The following is a 22294-nucleotide window of genomic DNA, read 5'->3' as shown; positions in this document are numbered from 1 at the left end:
CATGCAATTGAATTTCAGTAAACTTGCAACCGCCTTGCTATTGAGTAGCAGCCTGGTCGGCTGTGCGGCGGTAGTGAAAACCCCATATCAGGCACCCGCTGTGACTATTCCAGGCAGTTTCCAGAACAGTAAAGCGGTTAGCCAGCAGGTGCATGCTCAGGTTCAGGCCGATCAGTGGTGGACGCTGTTTAAGGATGCCCAGCTGAATGCCCTGGTTGAACAAACCTTGACGCGCAATAGCGATCTGGCAGTTGCCGGGATTAATCTGCAACAGGCTCGTCTACAGGCGGGACAGTCTCAAAGCCAGCAAGGGATCCGGATTGGAGATGCCAGCATTTCAACCGGGCACCGTTTTAGTCTGGATGGCGATGGTAATGCCTCGACCGGAATTTCTCTGGGCTATCCACGCTTGAGTTATGAACTGGATTTATTTGGCAAACTGGCCAACCAGACCGAAGCTGCGCGTTGGGAAGCCTTAGCCACCGAGCAGGATTTACAGGCCACAGCACAGAGTTTGATTGGTACAGCAGCAGAGCTGTATTGGCAGCTGGGCTATTTAAATGAACGTTATCAGGTGGTGCAGCAAAACCTGGCGACCGCACAAAAAACCTATGAACTGGTACAAGTACAGTATCGGGCTGGCGCGGTATCGGGTCTGGATGTAACCCAGACAGAACAGTCGGTACAAAACCAGAAATCGACCTTAAGCCAGATTGAGCAGCAGCGTGTAGAAACCCGGACGGCCTTGGCAGTTTTATTAAACATGCCGGTGCAGCAACTGAATGTTCAGGAACCGCCGCGTTTACCACGCACGGCGCTGCCGGAGATTAGTGCCGGTTTGCCGGCAGAATTATTGGCGCGTCGTCCGGACTTACAGGCTGCCGAGTTACGCCTGCGTAAAGCCCTGGCCAATAAAGATGCCAATCGGGCCAGCTATTATCCATCGATCAGCTTGACTGGCGCACTATCAACAGGTGTGGGTGCCTCTACCTCACTAAGCAGTGCATTGCAAAATCCGGCCTTGACCTTGGGTGCTGGATTAAGTCTGCCATTTTTACAATGGAATGACATGAAACGTGATTTACAGGTCAACGAACTGGAATATGAAAAAGCGATTTTGCAGTATCGCCAGACTCTATATGCCGCCTTTGCAGATGTGGAAAATGCATTATCGGCACGTAATGAGCTGGATAAACAGCTTGCCTTGCAGGCACGTAATGTTGAACTGGCGGAAAAGTCTGAACGGTTGACTGAAGTCCGTTATCTTAACGGCGCAGTGGCGTTAAAAAATCTGTTAGATGCACAGGAAACCACGCGTAATGCCCGTTTGTCTTTGGTGCAAACCCGTCAAAGCCAATATAATGCTTATGTAACTTTATTGCAGGCGTTGGGTGGGAGTCCGATTCAGCAGTTGCCTTAAATTTGATTAAAAATTAAAAAGCCCTAAGGGGCTTTTTTAAATTCACGATGTAAAAATTTTAGAGTGTACGATTTCAATATTTTGCAACTTGCCTTCAATTTTTTTCATTTTTCTTGTCAAAATAGTCTTCAGGAAAAGGGTCTTTTCCTATCAAAACATCTCTATATTTCATCACACTCGGGTAAAAGCCTTCACTATCTATAAGCCTAGATTTATATAAGTCTTGTTCTTTTACATCTGAAAAATTGAGCATTTCAAATACATTTTCTGAAACTTGTGCTAATTCTCTCAAGTTATTTTTACCCAATAAAAAGCAAAACATTAGGAAAAATGAAAATAGAATACCAACAGGATAAAAAATCATTAGATTCAACTTAATTTCATCTATTGTAAAATCTCCGCTAAAATATTGCATAACAGCTATTGCACTAGCAAGAATAATCATTACTAATGAGAAAATAATTGCATATTTTATTGATGTTAAATAAGTTTTCTTTTTAGAGCGCCCCATTTCATATGGCATGTGTAAAAGCCCCTTTTTAGGATCTAAAGCTGCATATACAAAATGGTATCCTTCCTCTTGCTCTTCACTTATGACCATAATTAAAGGTGTATTATTTTTAAACTTTACACCAGTGAACTGACCAACAACGCGAATTCCGTTAATCTCACCTCTAAAAGTCTTTCCATCTCTACCTTTTGCAGCTAATGCCATAATGGGCACGTTACTCATTAAGGAAGTACTTCCGAATAATGTACCAATTAACGCAGTATTAGCTGCTTGTTGATTTAAATTACCAATAGACAAAATTTTAGAATCTTCTACTTTAAGATTTTGAATCTTGCCTTCAATTTTTATCATTTTTCTTCTCAAAATAATCCGCTGGATAGGGATCTTTTCCAATCAAACTTTTTCTATAATCCAAAACACTCACATGCAAACCATTTTCATCGATCAGATATGAATTAAAAAGATTTTGATTTTTGGGTTGTTCAAACCCTAATATTTCAAAAATTTTCTCGCTGTAACGCCCTAGAAAACGTACATTATCCTTACCAAATAAAAAGCTAAATGGTAGACCAAAGGAAAATATAAATGACACTAAATAAGAGATTATTAATTGATTTTTAAAGTCAATAATATCTTTACCATTATCAGGATTTAAATACCCTACCAGAGCAATAATAGTTAAAAAAATACATGAAAATATACTTAGTATTATTGCCCATTTAAGTAAATGTAAACAATGCTTTTTAAATGAACGCCCAGAATCATACAACATATGAAGTATTCCCTTATTTGGTATTAATACTGCATAAGCTAAATGAAAGCCTTTATCTTGCTCTTCACTTAGGATGGTAACAACTTGGTCCCCTTCATTAAATTTTACTGTAGTATATTGCCCAATGACATCAATCCCGTCTATTTTACAAGTAAAGGTTTTTGCTCTCCTACCTTTTGAAGCAAGAATTAATATTGGGGCCGCACTTAAAAGTGAAGTACTTTCTGTCAACACTCCTAGCAAAGCTGTAGTTGCGACTTGCTTACCAATATTTTTAAAAGGCTGTATAATAGATTCTTCACATTTAAGACCTTCTATTCTACCCACAATTTTTTTTGCATTAATCATTTATATACTCTGTAAGGCCTCACTAAATGCCTTATCCTCCTCCAATATATTCTTAAATTTACTTTTATTTAGACCAAAAGCTGATTTACTACACCAACTTTCAAGTTTGCTATCAAAATAGTAGTTTTTAGCTAGCTCGTACAAAAAGGTTAATCCTAGTCCAACCCAAGTTAACCTAGCTGCCCATTTTACAACACTAATTAATAAAAACTTACTAGCAGCATGCGCAATAATATTTTTTTCAACATTTTTTAAAATATATGATTCCACAACTGAAATTTGTGCTAGCCCCCCGAAACCTATTGCTATCAAAGCTAATGAATTGATAAGTTTTACAACTAGAATTGCTTATAAGTAACCATTTTTTTCTTTTGATATAGCAATTGAGTCGCTAATGAATTACTTCGAACAGTTAAACGTTTAGGCAGGACACTATGGAAAAAATGGTCAGGCTATCATCGCCGCAGTTTGGTAGAAACCAAGATGCATTGCATCAAATTATTAGGCGATAAATTAATGGCAAGAAGCTTTCCTAGTCAGGTGAATGAGATTCATGCACGTGTAGCAGTCCTCAACAGATTTACGGAATTAGGTCGACCACTTACCCAAGTTACGCCTTAAATTTGGCTCAATTAGGGGCGCTTTGCATTTCAAATCTTTGTGCAACAAAACCTACATCTTCAATAAGCATTCCATCACCAATCGTTCCTGCTCCCACAACAACAGCTGTAATAGTCAAGGAAACAGGTAAAGATATGTATAGCCAGCTTAATTTAAAATATATTAAAAACCTAAATATATTAGAAAATCAGCAATAGACTCATAGAAAAAAAATGCGATTCCAAAAATAAAAACAAACAAAGATAATATCTCAATTATAATAATTTGTTTTTTAAATTTTTCACATAAATAAATAACATTATCCTGATACAGATTTGGATACAAGCTAGGACTCTTTTCTCCACGTTTTGCAAAATACGGCATATTTTCATAACGTCTGTATGTTATAAAATATGAAAACCACATCATAGAGAATATAAAATTAAGTTGTAGTACCTTTTCAAAAGAGATTCCCACCTCATCTAAATACTCTTCAATGCCATATATTTTTTCAGAAAGTTCTTTACTATTTTTTTTATAAATAACAGGTTATATATATATGTATATAAAAGTAGCATTAAGCCAATAACAAGTAAGCTAATTAAAACGCTACCATAAAAATCAACTAATTGACCTTCCATTAACATACCCCTGTCCTTTTTTTGAGTTCATCCTCAGCAAAATCTGCACCATATTTACCACCACCAATCACACCTGCACCAATAACAACAGCTGTAATAGTCAAGGAAACAGGTAAAGATATGTATAGCCAGCTTAATTTAAAATATATTAAAAACCTAAATAGACAATAAATTTTGCTATATATTTCGACGTAAACATTGAAATCCCAAAAAATAGAGAGACAAAAGCTAAGACCTCATTTGTGATTATCTGTTTTCCAAACTTTTCACATAAATAAATGACATTATCCTGATAAAGGTTTGGATACAAGCTTGGACTCTTTTCTCCACGTTTGGCGAAATATGACATCTTCTTTTTAAAATATCTATGCTGTACAAAATATGAGAACCACATCAAGGAAAATATAAAATTTAGTTGCATTACCTTTTCAAAAGAAACTCCCACCTCATCTAAGTATTCTTCGATACCATAGATTCTTTCAGAAAGCTCTTTACTATTTTTCTTTATAAATAAATAGTTATATATATATATAATTAAGACCAAAGAAAGAACCAAAATCATTGAGCCAAAGAATATCCAAAAATCATAAATTAATGTTTGATCATTCATTCACATATTCCTGTAATTTTTTTGATCTTTTCTTCAGCAAGTTCACCACCATATTTACCACCAACAATAATACCTGTCCCCACTACAACGGCAGTAATTGTCAAGGAAACAGGTGCTGTTATAGTGTAGCCTACTGCACCAGCTGCCATTCCTATAACATAAACCACACCACCGCCAACAACTTTCCCAATCCAACCACCAGCTGCCCCTCCAGCAATCTTACTGCCTTCAATCATAGCCACTTTCTTTGTAAGCTCCATATCACCCGTGTTATAGGCATCCATTGTATTTTTAAAGAAAATCGCAGCACCTAAACCGACAACCAATTGCTTACCCATTCTTAAACCGATACTGATTTTCCCTAAATCTACGATCATTTTATCGTAATGCTTCAAACCACCTCTTACAGCATCTGAGCGTATAAGAGAGTCCGTTTTCATATACTTTCTCATTAAAGGGATTTGAGTCTGAGGCTCTACAATATGCATATCTTTGAGTGCTGTACCCAACTGGCTATAAAGTGAGGCATATTTTTTCTTAAAATCTGAAAAATGCTTTGGGTTCGCATATTTAGATTTCATTAGCTGTTCACTTTGATAAACAGCCATAATCGCATCATTGCTTTTTATCACTTTTTCTAGTGATGTTTCTTTCATGACTAGAAGCTCATTCTTTTTAAGCTTCCTATCTCGCTCGCTTTTTTGTTCAGCGCTATCTACAATTTGCCCCGTTCTTTCTTCAACTTGATCTAATAGATCATCATCACCTTGACAGTATTCCTTCCTAAACTCATCAACTGTAACGACTTTCTTTTGGTCACTTACATTGGCTAATGCCATTTCAGTAGCATGTGACCAATAATCGTACAAAAGTTCATAATTTGCAGCAAAAAATGCTGCATCAAAATTTGAGGACTTGCTCAATAGCTTCAATTTTTCTTCGACGCTGCTCGCTAACCGCTTATATTCACTCAGCTTAAGATCATTACCATATTTATTTGATAAAATGACCACCTGACACGGCTTAAGCACAGTCATTGGTCCATTGGTTGATAACCCTGGCAAATGGGCATTATTATTTTTAAAAATAGAAAATTCTTTTGCCGTAGGAGGGTATGCATAGATACGTTTTAACAATGCATCGACAGTCTCATCTTCTCGAATCAACAACCAACCAACTTCCATACCTTCTTTTATATAAACTTTTTGGATTTTATTTTCTTCTATCGGGGAACTTTGCGCTTGATGGTATTTAAACTTGATCTCTGTAAACTTTCCGCTTTCAGATTGTGCTAAATGTGGAAGGATTGCGCCTTGATACCATTTATCGTCTAAGAAAATATCAACTTGAACTACTGCAGTATCATAATTCACCTCAATTTTATGGGTTTTCATAAACTTATTAAAAGGTGTCAGTTTAGATACATAGGTAGATTTAGCTTCAGATGTTTTTGCTGTAATCACATATTTCAAACGTGGCAAAGCAATATGTTTTGGCACATTCTTTAATACAGCTTGTGCAAGCTTAGGTTGAGGATACTTTGCCATCTTAGTTATCCAATTTCTTTATTTTGTCATTGATTGCATGTAGATAGTAATTCTCTTGCTTATCAGTGACAAATGCCTGAGTTAAACTATTCGCATCTGTTTTTCCATAGCTTACATGCCCTTGATCATTCATTAACATGTAAGAAGTGAAAGGCAACAACGCTTGTGTTTCAGTATCTCGCAATTCAAATTGTATTTTGTGTAATCCCAATTTAGGCATTAAAGGAATGGTTGCATGAACATTTTCACCACTCTTAAACAAATGCTGCCCCGCCTTTACCTCGAATTTTCCGCCTGTGGTCGGAAAAATCCCAGAGCCATTAATCTTGATTTGTGAACCACCGGCGGTCAGATTAATTTCGGTTGGACTGGTAATATAAACCGCATCTTCCGTCGAAATAATTTGCACCCCCTTTCTGGCAATAAGATCTGCACCATCACCCTGTGCCTGAATCTCGACTTTGCCTTTACCCGCATATAAACGTGCACCGTCTTGTGCTGCAAACAGGCTTAGTTTCTGGCTGGCATGGGCAATCAAAGACTGCTGCGTACTGAGGTTAATACTCTCTCCGGCACTGTGGCTAATCTGACCATCGGCAGAGAGATGCACATCTTGCTGACTACTTAAGGCAATAGAGTTTGGTGCAGCCAATACCATGATCGCAGACTTAAAGGCATCTGCTTTGGCAGGGTCGTCATTGGCTAGTGTTTCAATAAAAGACTGGAGATTTTCTAAAACCTCTAAAGGATCGGTCTGCTGGTTTTTGGCCACTTCACTCAAGGCTTGGGCATTGTTCAGGCTGTTTTCTAGCTGGCTCTTGGCTTCACTGGCATCGAGATGGTTGCCTTCGGCTTGTGCCTGTGGATGGGTCGAAATCAGTAAGCCTTCTCCAGCACGAACTGCACCCCACTGATCGGTTCTCAGTTCAAAACCTTCACCACGGCCATCACTTTCAGCGCTGGCTTTGGGATGGCTCAAGTTCCCCAGGTTCAGTTGGGTCGCACCATGGCTGCTTTGCAGCTGGGCAGAGATCTGCTTCGGAGTATCATCAAAACGCAGCTGGTTAAAACCACTGCCTTCGATTTCCTGCGAGCGGATGCCGCTGAGTTTTTTGGTGTCGGGTAGTTGGCCTTGTTGGTCGAATTGGGTTGGCGAGCGTTCTGCTTCATGTAAACGACCAACCACGAAAGGCCGGTCGATGTTACCGTCAAAGAAGTCGATCACCACAATTTCATTAATCCGTGGCAGGAAACGTGCCCCGTAGCCTTCTCCGGCCCAGGGGGTCAGTACATCGACCCAGGCGGAATCGGTGTCATTGTCATTACTGCCGGCCCCGCCATCATGCTGATGGTCATCACTGCGGGTAAACAGGAAACGGACTTTAATCCGTCCCCATTCATCGACATGGATGCTTTCGCCAGCAGGACCGACTACCCGGGCGCGCTGTGGATGAGCCGCCGGTCGGTGCTGTAGTGGATGGTATTCCGGTACCGTATGGATGTTGCGACGTTGTAAGGTTAAGGTATTGCCTTGACGTTCATCCGGGTGTTGTTTTTGTTGAAAACTAAAATGGCTATGCCAGTGGCTTTGACTGAGTAACTGGTTAATCTGCTGATTGAGGTCTTTAGGTAAGTTGTTCTGGTTATAGAACTGTTTGCCGGTAATTAGAAATTCTTTGTCTGCTGCGCTGTGCTGATCAATTTCCGGGTGTTCATTCAGTTCAAACCAGTAGCCGACCTGGGCATCACGGACGGTGGAATGGGCGCTGAAGTATTTGGATTGCAGGTCGTGGTAGTGACTGAGGTTCTGGTTCAGTTTGTCCAGCTGGTTATTAGAGGATGCGGTGGCCTGGTCTTCACCATTTAAATCCTGCATCCAGGCCGGGCTGATCTGCCAGGCTTGTTCCAGGCTTAAGCTGGCATTGTCCTGATTGTGGCTGTGCTGGTGTTTGCTTTGTACAGAACCAGCGCCTTCTTCCTGGCTGAGACTGTCTGACTGCCAGCGTTGCAGATGTACGGCGGTCGGTTGCAGGCTGCGCTGGGCAATCAACTGGGTGATGCTGTCTAATTGTTCGGTGGCACTGGAGCGATGAAAGCGGATACTGCGACGATTTAAGGCGCTGTACTGGTTGTTATCATCAATCAGGCGTAATTTCTGGGCCTGAAGCGGGCTGCTGGAATGTACGACCTGTAACTGGGCTTCATCAATCAGCCAGTTAATCCCTTCACTGCGCCAGAGCCGGGTCAAAAAGTCATAGTCGGTTTCATTGGACTGCATGATAAAGGGACGCACATCCAGTTCCTGGGTCAGTCCGGTTAAGTCCAGGGTCAGGCTGGCGGCAAAGAGCGGGCTTTTGTTTTGCCATTCTTTAAATAAGATCTCACTGACCTCACGCACGCTTTTATTCATAAACACACGGCTGTTACGGCGTTTATGCCAGAGTGCTGTGGGATCTTCTAGCGTGAGTTTATAGAGGGTGAGAGAGCCATCACTCTGGCCTTGCGCGGCTGCGGTGATAATACCGCTGCTGCGAAATAGCTGGCCCTGGTCAGTGACCTGATCGACGGCAACCTGCGCGCCGATAAACTGTTTTAACGGAATCTGGGCATTGGTCGAAAGACAGATCAGTTCGGCATGTAAACCGTCATTGAGCTGGTGTTCACCGTCGATGCGCTGTAAAAAAACATCGGTATTTAAGGCAGGCTGAGAAAATTGAATATGGAGGGCACGTTTTTGTGGGCTGAGGCCTAATTTTTCTAGTGCTGCAAATATATTGCTTGGCATCATTGTTCTGTAATAAATAGCTAAAAAAAAGTGTGGCTATTTTATACAAAATAACCACATAAAACATCGCTTCAACCCGGCCGCTTGTTTATCAATATGTAACTATCCGATAAAAAACCGGCGCAGGTTAAAACGTTCCGACTTATTCTGCGTCCATCATGGCGGCGCTCATACCCACGGTATTAAAGCCAGCATCTACATACAGAATTTCACCGGTAATCCCGTTGGCCCACGGTGAGCACAGGAATAAAGCGGCATTGCCCACTTCTTCAATGGTGACATTACGTTTTAATGGGGCAATTTTTTCATTGGCATCCAACATCTTACGGAATGATTTAATTCCTGATGCAGCCAATGTACGGATTGGACCGGCAGAAATGGCATTAACACGAATGCCTTCAGCACCCAAGCTAGAGGCTAAATAACGCACCCCTGCTTCAAGCGAAGCTTTGGCCATGCCCATCACGTTGTAGTTTGGCATTACACGCTCAGAACCCTGATAAGTTAGGGTTAATAAACAGCCTTGACGCGCCTGTAATAATGGTTTTGCGGCACGCGCCATCGCAACAAAGCTGTAGGCGCTGATGTCATGCGCAATTTTAAAACCTTCACGGTCGGTCACATCAGTAAAGTCACCATCTAAGGTATGGGCTGGTGCGAAACCAATTGAATGCACCACGCCATCCAGACCATCCCAATGTTGAGCAAGATCGACAAAGACCTGTTCAATTTCAGCATCTACCGCAACATCACAAGGAAGAACAATTTTAGAACCAAACTGTTCTGCAAATTCATCCACACGTTTTTTCAATTTTTCATTCGGATAGGTAAAAGCCAGCTCTGCACCTTCACGATGTAAAGCCTGAGCAACACCAAATGCAATGGATAATTTACTCGCAATACCCGCGATTAAAAAGCGTTTACCCGCTAATAGTCCTTGTGCCATGTGAATCTCACTCATATTGATTTTGCAGTATCATGCCAATTCTGAGCCAATTCGGAAATTGCATAATGCGCCTTTTTTTCAATTCCTCCGAAGAAAGTAAAAATCGCGCAAAGGTTGCGCGATTTTAATGTCGATAAATGCCGGGAAGTTAATCATTGCTTTGCAATAAGCCCAGCAAACGCAGGAAGGAATAATACATCCAGACCAAGGTGGCCAATAAGGCAATGGCGCTCAGCCATTCCATGCTTTTCGGTGCACCTTGTGCTGCACCGGTTTCAATCAGGTCAAAGTCTAGAATCAAGTTTAAAGAGGCAATCACGGCCACAAATGCTGCAAAGCCAATTCCAAGCCAGTTGCTTTCAAACAGATAAGGAATACTCGACCCCAAAGCCAGACTCAGAAAGATTTGCACCACAAACACCATCGCAATCGCAATTGAGGCCGACATCACCACCGCCTTAAATTTTTCAGTGGCGCGAATCACGCGCGTGCGATACAGCACAAACATCACTAGTGTGGTCACAAAAGTAGCCAGCAAGGCCTGTAATGGCACACCCGGAAACTGCAACTGGAAGATCACTGAAATCCCGCCCAGAAAGGCCCCTTCAAACAGTGCATAGGGAATAGCCAGCGTGCGCGCTGTATTCGGCTTAAAGGTGGCCACCAAAGCCAGAATCAGTCCGCCAATGGCACCGACAATTGCGCCGGCATAGGCAATAGAAAGATTGGCAGTCAGGAAACTGTAGAAAAACAGGCCGATGCCCACCACGGCGGCAATTAAAGTCAGCAGGACAGATTTTTGGATTGCTCCCTGCACGCTCATCGGCCGGGCATAATCACTCGACATCTCAACGCGTGTCAGGATCGGGTTATTACTTTGCATGATTTAAGGTACTCCGATCATTGCGGCAAATGGGTTTTGAAATACACATTGCTCCTATCATAAGCGCGCAGCTGCATCCTGTCTAAATAATCACCAAAAAGATTACATCTTTATAACGGGTAATATCTCTGGATCACATCCGAATAACAGCAAATGAAAAACGATAGAGATAAAAAAAGAGGCCCAAAGCCTCTTCTTAAGCGCTGTGGATACGCTCGTCCCCACAGTGCAAATAGATGGATGATGAACAGATACTTATTTATTCATAATAAAGAAATATTCACGATAGTATTTCAGCTCGGCAATCGAGTCACGGATGTCATCCATGGCTAGGTGAGAGGCATTTTTCTTTAAGCCGCTCATAATTTCCGGACGCCAGCGTTTGGCCAGTTCTTTAACAGAAGATACATCCAGATTACGGTAATGGAAGAACTGCTCCAGCTCCGGCATTAACCGGTGTAAAAAGCGACGGTCCTGACAGATCGAGTTACCGCACATCGGCGAGGTTTTTGGATTGACCCATTTTTTCAGGAATTCCAAGGTTTGCTGCTCGGCATCCTGCGCGCTCAGTTTACTGCGACGTACACGCTCAATTAGCCCCGACTGACCATGCTGACGCGTGTTCCATTCATCCATGGCATTTAAAATACGATCTGATTGATGCACGGCCAGTACCGGACCTTCCGCCAGAATATTTAAATGATCGTCTGTCACAATGGTGGCAATTTCAATAATCTGATCATTATCGGTATCTAAACCTGTCATTTCCAGGTCAATCCAAATTAAGCGGGTATCAGGCGTGCTGCTCATAAATGTGCAATCTTATTCGTCTTAAAAACGGCTATAGTAGCAAATTTCTGTGTTCTTGGGTGTCATTCTGCCCGTGCTTCATGCTATTTTTGCACTCCAGATTTCATGGTTTTTTTAGGATATGAATGGCTTTAATTCGTAAGCGTCGCCTGACTGAACAGCAACAACGCCGCATTCAGAAACAGCAGCAAACCCGGCAGGAAGATATAGACAGCTCCAATGATCTGGAAGGTCTGGTGGTGCAGCATTATGGACGCCAGCTGGAAGTACAAGCCCTCTCCGTGCCGGAGCAGCATCCTGAAAAACCCGTGGTGGCCGAAGGTGAACCTGAACCGTTCTGGAAACCGATTGAACTGGGCAGCATCTGGCGCTGTCATACCCGTACCAACCTGGAATTACTGGTTACCGGTGACCGGGTCAAATGGCAGGCCGATCCAAATACCGGTCTGGGCATTATTAGCGCGATTCATCCGCGTCAGTCTTTGCTCACGCGCCCGGACCGTTACCACAAAGTCAAACCGGTAGCCGCCAATATCTCATTGATTGTGATTGTGTTTGCACCGCTGCCAGAACCGGCACCGGGTCTGATTGACCGCTATCTGGTGGCCTGTGCCGATGCCAATATTCCGGCGCTGCTGATCCTGAACAAATCCGACCTACTTACCGAAAATGATCCGATTCTGGATTTACTGCAAGAATACCGTGATTTGGGTTATGAAGTGATGCAGACCCAGTCTGATGCAGATCTGACTGAACTGTCCAACCGTTTAAAAAATGAAACTGTGGCCTTTGTCGGTCAGTCTGGCGTGGGTAAAAGTACCCTGATTAATGCCATCGTGCCGGAAGCGGCGCAGAAAACCAATATCATTTCAGAAAACTCGGCCCTGGGTCAGCATACCACCACCTCCACCCGCTTAATTCCGTTTGGTGAAGGTTCGGCGCTCATTGACTCACCGGGCATCCGCGAATTTGGCCTGTGGCATTTGACGACTGAAAAAATCCAGCAGGGTTTTCCGGAAATTGAAAATCTGCTCGGTCACTGTCAATTCCGTAACTGTACCCATAAGCACGAAAAGCAATGTGCCTTGCGTCAGGCAGCAGCAGCAGGTGAGATTTTAACGCGCCGGCTCGACAGTTATTTGCGTCTGATTGATGAAGTCAACGAAGCCCAGCAAAAAAATTAGTTTAATTGCAGCCCGACCCTTGAAGCGGTGATTTTGATCACCATATTTATAGGCTATACTCTGTGACAATTTTTGAAATTGTAATTTAGGTGACTTGTGGAACGTTGGTTCGAGTTTATGGGGAATCACCCCTTCTTGTTTGGAACACTGGCAGTTTTGGTGGTTTTATTCTTCATTTTGGAAGGCCAACGTAACGGGCGTAAAATTTCCCCACAATCTTTAGGGATTCTGGTGAAAGCCAAAAATGCCATGCTGATTGATTTACGTGATGCCAAAGACTTCCGTGAAGGCCATATCAGCGGCAGCCGCAACATTCCTTACAGCAAAATTTCAAGCCATATTGAAGAGTTAAAAACCGCTGACCGTCCATTGGTATTTATCTGCAATTTAGGCCAAATTGCCGGCACTGCCCTGCAACAGGTGGGCCACGCAGATAGCTATCGTCTGGATGGTGGGATCAGTAACTGGAAAGCACAAGGCTTACCTTTAGTAAAAAGCAAATAATCCGCTTAAGGAGATTAGCAATGGCTGAAGTAACGATTTATTCAACAACTGTATGTCCATATTGCGTACGTGCAAAACAGCTTCTTGAGCGTAAAGGCGTTGTCTATAAAGAAATCAATTTATCCAACGAAGCACCAGAAGTCCGCACTGAACTGATGCAGCGCACCAACCATCGTACTGTTCCACAAATTTTTATTAATGAGCAGTTCATTGGTGGTTTCGACCAGCTTTACGCCCTTGAGCGTGAAGGCAAACTCGATGACTTACTGGCGTCATAATTTCAGTTAATTTTCTGTTCATATTTTTAAGGAATAAATAATGAGTGAACAACAACAAGCTCAACCACAATTGGCATTAGAGCGTATTTATACAAAAGATATTTCTTTTGAAGTTCCAGGGGCACAAGTATTTACCAAAGAATGGCAGCCTGAACTGAATATCAATCTGTCGTCTTCTGCAGAAAAGATTGATCCAACCCACTTTGAAGTGTCTTTAAAAGTTGTTGTTCAAGCCAACAATGCCGGTGATACAGCATTTATTGTAGATGTCACTCAAGCAGGTATTTTCCTGATTGATGGCGTAGAAGAAGAACGTCTGCCATATATTCTGGGTGCCTACTGCCCGAACATCCTGTTCCCGTTCTTGCGTGAAGCAGTGAATGATATGGTTACCAAAGGCAGCTTCCCGCAATTGCTGTTAACGCCAATCAACTTTGATGCTGAATTTGAAGCCAACATGCAACGCGCACAAGCCGCTGCTGCAGAAGGTCAGGCTTAATTGTATTCAGGCATTTAAGTCCAGCACGAAAAAGCCCTGCACTTGCAGGGCTTTTTTATTTGTTCTGACAAGATCAGAAGGCTTCATCCTGCGCCGGATCATGGTGCAAGGCATCATGAATGGCTTCGACCAGCTGCTGGGCAATTTCCTGCTTGGAGGCTTTTTCCAGATCGCGTTTTGGCAGATGATAGCCTTCAGCAAAGAACACCGTCATGGCATTTTCATCAGAGGCAAAGCCGATATCTGCACGGGACACATCATTGCAGGCAATCATATCCAGCTTTTTCGCCACCAGTTTGCCGGCCGCATATTCTTCCACATTGCGCGTTTCAGCGGCAAAGCCGACCATAAACGGACGTTTGTCCTGCTGCGCGATAGTCGCCACAATATCCGGATTCTTGATTAAGGCGATATCCAGTTCATCTCCGGATTTTTTGATTTTGTGTTCTGCAACTTCAGCCACGCGATAATCGGCAACCGCCGCGGTGGCAATAAACACATCACAGCCTTCATCCAGCAACTGCATACTGGTGTCCAGCATCTGCACGGCTGAAGATACATTAATACGGCGGACCCCGTTTGGTGTATCCAGACTGACCGGCCCGGCAATCAGCGTAACTTTGGCGCCAGCTGCATAGCAGGCTGCTGCCAGGGCAAAGCCCATTTTTCCAGTACTATGATTGGAAATATAACGTACCGGATCAATCGCTTCACGGGTTGGCCCGGCGGTAATCACCACATGCTTGCTGGCCAGTAAGCCAAATTTTTCAGCAATCGCACGCTGCGCTTTATGGAAATAATCGGTGACCTGACGCGCTAGCTCTTCCGGCTCAGGCATACGGCCCAGACCGACATCACCACAGGCTTGTGAGCCGGATTCCGGCATAATCACATGCACGCCATCGTCTACCAGCGTCGCCAGATTGCGCTGCGTAGCTTTGGCCGCCCACATCTGCTGATTCATGGCCGGTGCCACCCAGACCGGGGCACTGGTGGCCAGATATAAAGTCGATAACAAGTCATCTGCCAGACCGGCGGCAAATTTGGCCAGGGTGTCACAGCTGGCCGGTGCAATCAGCACCAGATCGGCCCAGCGTGCCAGTTCAATATGCCCCATGCCGGCCTCGGCTTCCGGGTCCAGCAACTGGGTATGCACCGGATTGCCCGACAACGCCTGAAAGGTCAGCGGTGTAATAAAGGCTTGTGCCCCTTCGGTCATCACCACCCGGACGTTAAAGCCAGCGTCCTTTAAACGGCGAACCAGAATGGCACTTTTGTAGGCGGCAATACCGCCAGTAATACCCACAATAATATTTTTATTAGGAATGACACTTAAATCAAAACTCACGAACAGCTTACCTTTCTGTTGCAGTGGGGCTCACAATAGCATTAAATATTGTCATTCCCAAGACATGTCTGGGCGAAATCCATAACAATTCATAACCAATAAGTCTAACAACAATGAACTTCAGTATTAAACATTGGCCGGAACAGGAGCGTCCGCGTGAACGCCTGATCCAGTACGGCGCGCACAGTCTTTCCGATGCCGAACTGCTGGCTATTTTCCTGCGCTCCGGCTCCCAGCAGTACTCTGCCGTTGAACTGGCCCGTCATTTATTACAGGCCTTTGGCAGCCTGAATGCGGTACTCGATGCCGCCCTGCCCGATTTAAGCCAGTTTCATGGCATGGGTCCAAGTAAATACAGCCAGCTGATGGCGGTCAAGGAATTGGGCCGGCGCTATACCGCCCAGCATTTGCAGCAGGACAAACTGGAACTCAGCTCCTCCCGGCTGCTACTGGACTATTTACGCTTTGAACTGCTCGGTGAAACTCAGGAAGTATTTGCAGTATTGTGCCTGGATGCGCAGCTGCGCAAAATCTGTTTTAAGAAACTGTTTTTTGGCGCGCTCAATTCATGTGAAATTTCGATCAACCAGCTGCTACGCTTTGCCATCCAGAAAAACACTACGGCGCTGGTGATCAGTCATAATCATCCTCAGGGACAGCCACAGCCCTCACCGGCCGATTTACAATTGACCCAGCGCATCCAGCAGGCCTGCCAGCTGGTTGATATCCGCCTGATTGATCATTGTATTATTGCTCCCGAAGGCAGTTTTTCCTTTGCTGAACATCAACTCATCAAGTCGACATTTTAAGCAGCGCAACATATTGACAAAAACCCGGCCAGCACAGAAGATCATGAAAAACTTAAGCTGATTCCCAGACATGATTGTACGTGACCAACCGAGCGTATTTAGGCTGTTATTTTCCTGGCGAGGTACCATCTTACCGAAGGTGTTACCGCCTTTGGGTGTGGTCATGTTGCTGTCGGCGATTGTCGGCGGCCTGTCCTATGTCGGGTATTTTCACTTCTCTGATTTCCCCCTGATCGGCTTTACCTTAATTGGGGTGGTGCTGTCGATTTTCCTTGGCTTTAAAAATTCGGCCTGTTATGACCGCTGGTGGGAAGCCCGCAAACTGTGGGGCATGTTAATTGCCAATGCGCGCCATTTTGACCGCGACTGCCGGATGCTGGCCCAAGGCCGCCGGGAACGGGTGATTCAGCATGTGATTGTGTTTGCCAATGTGTTGCGTGACCGTCTGCGCCATCAAACTGCCAATCCGACTGAACTGGTAGAAACCAGCGGTATGAGCCAGCAGGCCGTAACCCAGCTGTATCAACAGGCCAATGCGCCGCAATATACCCTCAGCCTGATTCAATGGGAACTAATGCAGGCCCTAAAAGAAGGTGAAATTTCCGATATTATTTACAGCCAGATGAACCAGCATGTGATGGAGCTTAGCCTGGTGCAAACCGGTTGTGACCGGATTGCCACCACCCCGCTGCCGTTTGCCTATTCGGTATTGCTAAACCGTACCGTGTACTTTTTCTGCTTTATGCTGCCGTTTAGCTTGGGCTCGACGCTGGGGCTGGCGACACCACTACTGGTCGGGATTCTGGCTTATACCTTCTTGGGGTTGGACGCCCTAAGCTCGGAAATTGAAGAGCCTTTTGGTACGCAAAGTAATGACTTGCCTTTAGATGCGATGGTGCGCACCATTGAAATCGAATTACTCTCGACTTTGGGGAAACCGACACCACCACCAATTCAGGCACAGGACAATAACCTGCTCTAAAGCAAAAAACCTCAGCCCAGCTGAGGTTTTTTTTGATGCTGAAATACGTTTACGCAGTCAGCGCCGGTGATAGATCGGCAAAACTTTCCCAAATTCCGACCTGCCCCGGTTTCAGGCTGGGAATATTGCCCAGTTTCATCCACGGCATATTTTCACCATGAAAATCGCTACCGACCGAGACTTTTAAGCCATGCTCGGCAATCATCCGGTCCACCATCTGCCGGGTAGAGCTTGGATCAATCGCCGGCGGTAACTCGACAGCATCCCCACCAAATTTGGCGAAAATTTCAATCAGGTAACGGATATTGGTCGCCGACAGATCATAACGGGTCGGATGCGCCAGCACCGCAAAACCGCCACTGGCATGAATCACCTGGATAGTGTCTTCCAAGCCCAAGCCTTCAAATTTCACATAGGCTTTTTTGCCTTCTTTAATGTATTTATCAAAGGCCTGCTGCGGCCGGCTGACATAGCCTTTTTCCACCAGGGTTTTGGCAATATGGGTACGGGTCACCCGATCCGGCACATTATCGACCTTGGCAATCACATCGGCATAAATATCTTCACCAATCAGCGGAATCAGCAGCTCGCAAATCTGTTTGGAGCGCGCGGCACGAATATTTTTTTGCTGGGCCAGCAGTGCCGCCATCGGCGCCGGATTTTGCATATTCAAGGCCACAATATGTACACCATAGCTTTTTTTGGTCGCTGGACGTGACCACTGGCTGGAAATTTCTACGCCAGATATGAGCTTAATCCCGTGATTTTTCGCTGCTTCCTGGGCCAATGCAATTCCGTCCATGCTGTCATGATCGGTCAATGCCAGCGTATGGATCGACAGTTCAGCTGCTGCAGCAATCAATTGCTGCGGACTTAAAGTTCCATCAGAAATATTGCTATGTGTATGTAAATCTACGCCGTGCATCTCTATACTATGACATTTATTTGATCAGATTTAGATACTCTAACATGAAAGCACTTTTAGACTTTGTGCCACTCATTATTTTCTTTTATTTATATAAAACTGTAGATCCAAAAGATACCAACCATCCTTTGCTGCAAATGATCGGCTCTGCCGGTGGTGTGGATAACAATAACATTCTTGTGGCCACCACCGGTCTGATCATTTCCATGTTAGTGGTGTATGGTGCGCTATTTGTGTCGCAAAAATTCCGTTTGGACAAACAGCAGTGGATTGTGCTGTTTATGACCGTGATTTTTGGTGGCATTACCCTGATGCTGAGCGATGACTTCTATATTCGCCTGAAAGCTGTGTTGCTGAATCTGGTCTTTGCTGGCGCCTTCCTGCTGTCGCCGTGGTTCAGCAAAGATCGCAAGCCGTTAATCCAGCGTCTGTTTGGACCAGTGTTTAATTTAAGCGACAAAGGCTGGCTGAAACTGAACTATGCCTGGGTCGGGATGTTTCTGCTAATGTCCTTCCTGCACGGTTTCTTTGCCTATATCTTTATGGGTGGAAAATACTGGGGAGAATTCACTGCTTTTGGTGACATGATTGTGATGTTTTCCTTTATCATTATTCAGTTTATTGTATTGCGTAAATACTTTAAAACTGCCGAATAAATCCTTCAGTCCGCTTGAGCGAGAATACCTTATGCCTTTATTTGTGGTGACCTGTACCGATAACGAAGGAACCGTCGAAAAACGTCTGGCCATTCGTCCGCAACATCTTGAACGTCTGCAACAGCTGGATGATGAAGGCCGTCTGATTGTCGCCGGTGCGATGCCGAAAGATCCGGCCAATCCGCAAGCGGGCTTTTATGGCAGTACCATTATTGTCGATTTTGATTCTCGTGAAGCCCTTGATGCCTGGCTGCAAGATGAGCCATTCCTGAAAGCAGGCGTCTATGGCCAGATTGAAGTCAAACCTTTTAATAAAGCATTTCCTAAAGGATAAGCTGCATGCGCGTTGTTGTCCCGAGTCTACTGGGTCTATCCTTCTTCTGTTCTGCACTGTGGGCCGTTGAACCGGCTGTACCCGCTGCTATAAATACCACGGCTCAAGTCACGCCAGCGGTCGCAACGCCAGCCAAACCGGCGATTATACCGGTTGTGGCCACCACCACAGCGCCGGCAACAGCCAACCAGCCGTTGACCGCTGAGCAGCTGGCCAAGAATAAAGCGGCACAGGAGGCCAAAATCAAGGCGCTGGTCAAAGATCAGGAAAGCCGCCTGCAACAGCTGGAAAAAGCCAATCTGGAAGCACTGGCGCAAAACCAGGAACTGCAGCTGAAAAATGACAATCTGGGTGTACAGGTTCAGGTCTTACAAAGTGAACGTAGCGCGCAGATGTTTCTTTACGGCGCTGCGACCCTGGCTGTCGGCGTGTTGCTGGGCTTTTTGGTGGCCAGCTATGTGTATACCAAACGTCGCCGTCAGTGGTAATGTTCTGCTTCATTAAAGGTAATCTGGGTGTTGTCTAATCGCATTCAAACCGCCGATCTCGATTGGCAACATATTGAGGGCATTGATGTCCCGGTGTCGAAACAGTTTGGGGATGTCTACTTTTCCAAGGACAATGGCCTGCTGGAAACCCGGCATGTGTTTTTAAACGGTAATGACCTGTCCGGGCGTCTGGCAGCCCTGCAAGATTATGAATATTTCTGTGTCGGAGAAACTGGCTTCGGCACCGGCCTGAATATTCTGGCCTTATGGCAATTGTGGCAACAGGTGCGTCCTGAGAATCACAGCCATTTACATGCCATTTCGGTGGAGAAATTTCCGCTTTCCAAAGCCGATTTAATTCGCGCCTTAAATGCCTGGCCGGAACTAAAACCTCTGGCCGATCAGCTGATTGCCCAGTACCCATTACCACTGGCCGGCTGTCATCGCCTGTCGTTTCCGGAGCAGCGTTTTTCTATCGACCTTTGGCTCGGTGATGCGCACGATGTCTTTCCGATGATGGCCAAAACCACACAGGTCAATGCCTGGTTTTTAGATGGCTTTGCGCCCTCCTGCAATCCGGATATGTGGGAAGAACAGGTGCTCAATCATATTATTCGCCTGTCAGATGTCGGCACTACCTTCGCTTCCTTTAGTGTAGCCGGGGTGTTAAAGCGAGGTTTAAGACAGCACGGGATTCATATTTCCCGGCCGCACGGGTTTGGCCATAAACGCGAAATGCTAAAAGGCATCTGGTTAGCGCCAGAAGAACCGCTTAGCCCAGAACGGGAAACTGAACCAGCAACCTCAGTTCCTTCGACCTCTGTACAGCAACGGCATATTGCCATTATTGGTGCCGGTATTGCCGGTTTAAGTCTGGCTTGGGCTTTTGCTCAGCGTGGGCATCAAGTTTCTCTGTATGATCAAAGCGCGCCACTGGCGGGTGGCTCGGGCAATCCACTGGCCCTGCTCAATCCGAAGCTCTGTGCTATTGAACAGAGCCATACCCATTTAATGACCCTGGCCTGGCAACATGCCTTAAATCATTATGCAAAGTTTCAGGCCTTCCGCCCGATTCAGGTCAATCAGCTTGGGCTAAAAAATCCGGAACAGCTGCTGGCACTGGCCGATCAATATCCGCCAGGTATTCTGGAAAAAGATTTAGACGCACAGCTGCGATCAGAATTTCCTGCCCTGCGTCTGCTACAGGCTGGCGCGGTGTCGCCACATCAACTGTGTGCGGAGATTCTGGCGCATGAGCGGATTCAATATCAGCAGGCCAAAATCACCCAGATTCACCCGACAGATCGACCGGAACTGTTCAGTGACAACCAATCTCTGGGCCAGTTTGATCATGTCTTTGTCTGCACAGCCCGTGAATCTGGCCAGTTTTTTGAACATTATCCGCTGTTAAAACCGATTCGGGGTCAGGTCAGCTGGCTGAAGAATACCCAGCAACCGCTGCGTTTAGATAGCGCCTATAGTTATGGCGGTTACTGTATGCAGCTCGATGCAGAGCAGTTGATTTTAGGCGCGTCTTTTTATCCGGGTCGGGATGATGCCGAAGTCTTACGAGAAGATCATGAACATAATCTGGCGCTGATCCGTAGCGTGTTCCCCGACTATGCGGACACCCTGCCTGATCCACACAGCTGGCAAGGCCGTGCGTCAATCCGTGCGCAAAGTCAGGATTATTTCCCGCTGCTTGGAGCACTTGAAACCGGACAGCAAGTCTATAGCCTGACTGGACTCGGTTCCAAAGGTTTTCTGTTTGCACCGCTATGCAGTGAAATTCTGGCCGCACAGATTTTAAATGAGGCCTGCCCGGTGCCGATGCAGGTACTGGAGAAACTTAACATCCGCCGTTTTCAAAAGAAAGCCAAAGCCAAGAAACCGTATTTTAAGGCCTAAGCTAAAAACGTTGTATAGATCGAGAATGATGGCCCGGTTTAGTTTGAAAGATCAGGCTTAGTGTGGAAGTCGAGGAGAGCATTTATTTTCTTCATTTAAAATGCTTGATCATATGAGGGAATGTTCTGATCTTTTTAGTCAATGATCAACAAAAAAGCGCCTGACGGCGCTTTTTGCTTATTGCCCTTGAACCAAAGGCAAACCAGCATCACGTGCAGCACGGGTACCGCCCATCAGCACCACATATTCACGTGAGCTGTCCAGCTCTTCTAACAATTCAGCCGCACGCGGCGCTTTGCTGCCACCGCCACATAAGATGTAAATCGGTTGATCCGCTGACACCTGAGTCAAGCTATCTGCTGACAAGTTGGCAATTGGCTGATTGACTGCGCCTTGAATATGCGCTTCAGCATAAGCACTTGCATCACGGACATCCCAGATGATTGCATTTTCTGGGAACTCAAATGTTGTAATTTCTTGCTTACGGATCATTGTGCACTCCTTTG

General features: G+C 45.1%; 23 protein-coding genes and 1 pseudogene. 12 read left to right on the top strand and 12 right to left on the bottom strand.

Annotated features, from left to right (window positions below):
• Position 1 precedes the first annotated feature (1 nt).
• On the top strand, positions 2–1420 hold the full coding sequence (locus GA693_RS00630) for an efflux transporter outer membrane subunit (RefSeq protein ID WP_160241619.1): 1419 nt from the start codon (positions 2–4) through the stop codon (positions 1418–1420).
• Positions 1421–1514: 94 nt separating this feature from the next.
• Here the strand turns inward: GA693_RS00630 and GA693_RS00625 are convergent, their stop codons facing one another.
• From GA693_RS00625 to GA693_RS00615, 3 genes are read right to left on the bottom strand one after another with little or no spacing between them, the layout of a single operon-like run.
• Positions 1515–2282, bottom strand: a complete 768-nt coding sequence (locus GA693_RS00625; RefSeq protein ID WP_160241620.1) for a putative type VI secretion system effector — start codon at positions 2280–2282, stop codon at positions 1515–1517.
• Complete coding sequence (locus tag GA693_RS00620) at positions 2269–3051, bottom strand: putative type VI secretion system effector (RefSeq protein ID WP_160241621.1); 783 nt, start codon at positions 3049–3051, stop codon at positions 2269–2271. Before GA693_RS00620 ends, GA693_RS00625 begins: the two co-directional genes overlap by 14 nt.
• Positions 3052–3321, bottom strand: coding sequence for a hypothetical protein (locus tag GA693_RS00615; RefSeq protein ID WP_160241622.1), 270 nt, complete (start codon positions 3319–3321; stop codon positions 3052–3054).
• A 123-nt stretch (positions 3322–3444) separates the two neighbouring features.
• Here GA693_RS00615 and GA693_RS00610 point away from each other — a divergent pair.
• Positions 3445–3672 (top strand): annotated as a pseudogene (locus GA693_RS00610) (IS5/IS1182 family transposase); the annotation flags it as partial.
• A gap of 768 nt (positions 3673–4440) precedes the next feature.
• Here GA693_RS00610 and GA693_RS00605 read toward each other — a convergent pair.
• The 6 genes from GA693_RS00605 to orn all read right to left on the bottom strand — a co-directional run bounded on the left by GA693_RS00605 (position 4441) and on the right by orn (position 11873).
• Positions 4441–4902 (bottom strand): hypothetical protein, encoded by a 462-nt coding sequence (locus tag GA693_RS00605; RefSeq protein ID WP_045796769.1) that lies wholly within the window; start codon positions 4900–4902, stop codon positions 4441–4443.
• A complete protein-coding gene (locus GA693_RS00600) occupies positions 4899–6449 on the bottom strand; it encodes a hypothetical protein (RefSeq protein ID WP_160241623.1) in 1551 nt (516 codons plus the stop codon). Before GA693_RS00600 ends, GA693_RS00605 begins: the two co-directional genes overlap by 4 nt.
• Before the next feature lies 1 nt (position 6450).
• Positions 6451–9237, bottom strand: a complete 2787-nt coding sequence (locus tag GA693_RS00595) for a type VI secretion system Vgr family protein (protein WP_160241624.1) — start codon at positions 9235–9237, stop codon at positions 6451–6453.
• 139 nt (positions 9238–9376) lie between these two features.
• The gene (locus GA693_RS00590) at positions 9377–10180 is read right to left on the bottom strand and encodes an enoyl-ACP reductase FabI (protein ID WP_005182307.1); all 804 of its coding nucleotides are present in this window, start codon (positions 10178–10180) and stop codon (positions 9377–9379) included.
• Positions 10181–10328: 148 nt separating this feature from the next.
• Positions 10329–11063, bottom strand: a complete 735-nt coding sequence (locus GA693_RS00585; protein ID WP_156188769.1) for a Bax inhibitor-1/YccA family protein — start codon at positions 11061–11063, stop codon at positions 10329–10331.
• Positions 11064–11318: 255 nt separating this feature from the next.
• Positions 11319–11873 carry an oligoribonuclease gene (orn, locus tag GA693_RS00580; RefSeq protein ID WP_005182297.1) on the bottom strand — a complete coding sequence of 185 codons (555 nt, stop codon included), beginning with the start codon at positions 11871–11873 and terminating at the stop codon, positions 11319–11321.
• A 125-nt stretch (positions 11874–11998) separates the two neighbouring features.
• On the opposite strand from orn, the gene rsgA reads away from it, so the two are divergent.
• The 4 genes from rsgA (at position 11999) to secB (ending at position 14338) form a co-directional block, all read left to right on the top strand.
• Complete coding sequence (rsgA, locus tag GA693_RS00575) at positions 11999–13057, top strand: small ribosomal subunit biogenesis GTPase RsgA (protein WP_104490218.1); 1059 nt, start codon at positions 11999–12001, stop codon at positions 13055–13057.
• Positions 13058–13153: 96 nt separating this feature from the next.
• Positions 13154–13561 (top strand): rhodanese-like domain-containing protein, encoded by a 408-nt coding sequence (locus GA693_RS00570; RefSeq protein ID WP_005182291.1) that lies wholly within the window; start codon positions 13154–13156, stop codon positions 13559–13561.
• Positions 13562–13581: 20 nt separating this feature from the next.
• Positions 13582–13839, top strand: a complete 258-nt coding sequence (grxC, locus tag GA693_RS00565; protein WP_005182284.1) for a glutaredoxin 3 — start codon at positions 13582–13584, stop codon at positions 13837–13839.
• Between the two features lie 40 nt (positions 13840–13879).
• Complete coding sequence (gene secB, locus GA693_RS00560) at positions 13880–14338, top strand: protein-export chaperone SecB (protein ID WP_005182282.1); 459 nt, start codon at positions 13880–13882, stop codon at positions 14336–14338.
• 73 nt (positions 14339–14411) lie between these two features.
• Here secB and coaBC read toward each other — a convergent pair whose 3' ends face one another.
• Positions 14412–15686, bottom strand: a complete 1275-nt coding sequence (coaBC, locus tag GA693_RS00555) for a bifunctional phosphopantothenoylcysteine decarboxylase/phosphopantothenate--cysteine ligase CoaBC (protein WP_005182280.1) — start codon at positions 15684–15686, stop codon at positions 14412–14414.
• A 113-nt stretch (positions 15687–15799) separates the two neighbouring features.
• Here coaBC and radC point away from each other — a divergent pair, with 113 nt between their 5' ends.
• On the top strand, positions 15800–16495 hold the full coding sequence (gene radC, locus GA693_RS00550; RefSeq protein WP_005182279.1) for a RadC family protein: 696 nt from the start codon (positions 15800–15802) through the stop codon (positions 16493–16495).
• A 70-nt stretch (positions 16496–16565) separates the two neighbouring features.
• Positions 16566–17477: a bestrophin family protein gene (locus tag GA693_RS00545; RefSeq protein WP_005182277.1), complete on the top strand. Its 912-nt coding sequence runs from the start codon at positions 16566–16568 to the stop codon at positions 17475–17477.
• 49 nt (positions 17478–17526) lie between these two features.
• Here the strand turns inward: GA693_RS00545 and GA693_RS00540 are convergent, their stop codons facing one another.
• The gene (locus tag GA693_RS00540; RefSeq protein ID WP_160241625.1) at positions 17527–18402 is read right to left on the bottom strand and encodes a PHP domain-containing protein; all 876 of its coding nucleotides are present in this window, start codon (positions 18400–18402) and stop codon (positions 17527–17529) included.
• Positions 18403–18446: 44 nt separating this feature from the next.
• On the opposite strand from GA693_RS00540, the gene GA693_RS00535 reads away from it, so the two are divergent.
• Genes GA693_RS00535 through mnmC form a run of 4 tightly spaced genes read left to right on the top strand, consistent with a single transcriptional unit; the run spans position 18447 to position 21788 of the window.
• Positions 18447–19058 (top strand): septation protein IspZ, encoded by a 612-nt coding sequence (locus GA693_RS00535; protein ID WP_104473306.1) that lies wholly within the window; start codon positions 18447–18449, stop codon positions 19056–19058.
• A 31-nt stretch (positions 19059–19089) separates the two neighbouring features.
• A complete protein-coding gene (locus tag GA693_RS00530) occupies positions 19090–19392 on the top strand; it encodes a YciI family protein (protein ID WP_005182271.1) in 303 nt (100 codons plus the stop codon).
• A gap of 5 nt (positions 19393–19397) precedes the next feature.
• Positions 19398–19880, top strand: a complete 483-nt coding sequence (locus tag GA693_RS00525) for a hypothetical protein (protein WP_160241626.1) — start codon at positions 19398–19400, stop codon at positions 19878–19880.
• 30 nt (positions 19881–19910) lie between these two features.
• Positions 19911–21788: an FAD-dependent 5-carboxymethylaminomethyl-2-thiouridine(34) oxidoreductase MnmC gene (mnmC, locus tag GA693_RS00520; protein WP_171502430.1), complete on the top strand. Its 1878-nt coding sequence runs from the start codon at positions 19911–19913 to the stop codon at positions 21786–21788.
• Between the two features lie 177 nt (positions 21789–21965).
• On the opposite strand, the gene GA693_RS00515 is transcribed toward mnmC, so the two are convergent.
• Positions 21966–22280, bottom strand: a complete 315-nt coding sequence (locus GA693_RS00515) for a rhodanese-like domain-containing protein (protein ID WP_005182260.1) — start codon at positions 22278–22280, stop codon at positions 21966–21968.
• Between the last annotated feature and the right edge of the window lie 14 nt (positions 22281–22294).

Source organism: Acinetobacter indicus, from assembly GCF_009914475.1.
Lineage (GTDB): Bacteria > Pseudomonadota > Gammaproteobacteria > Pseudomonadales > Moraxellaceae > Acinetobacter > Acinetobacter indicus.
The sequence above is the reverse complement of the archived record's forward strand: the minus strand, read 5'-3'. Positions and strand labels throughout refer to the sequence as shown.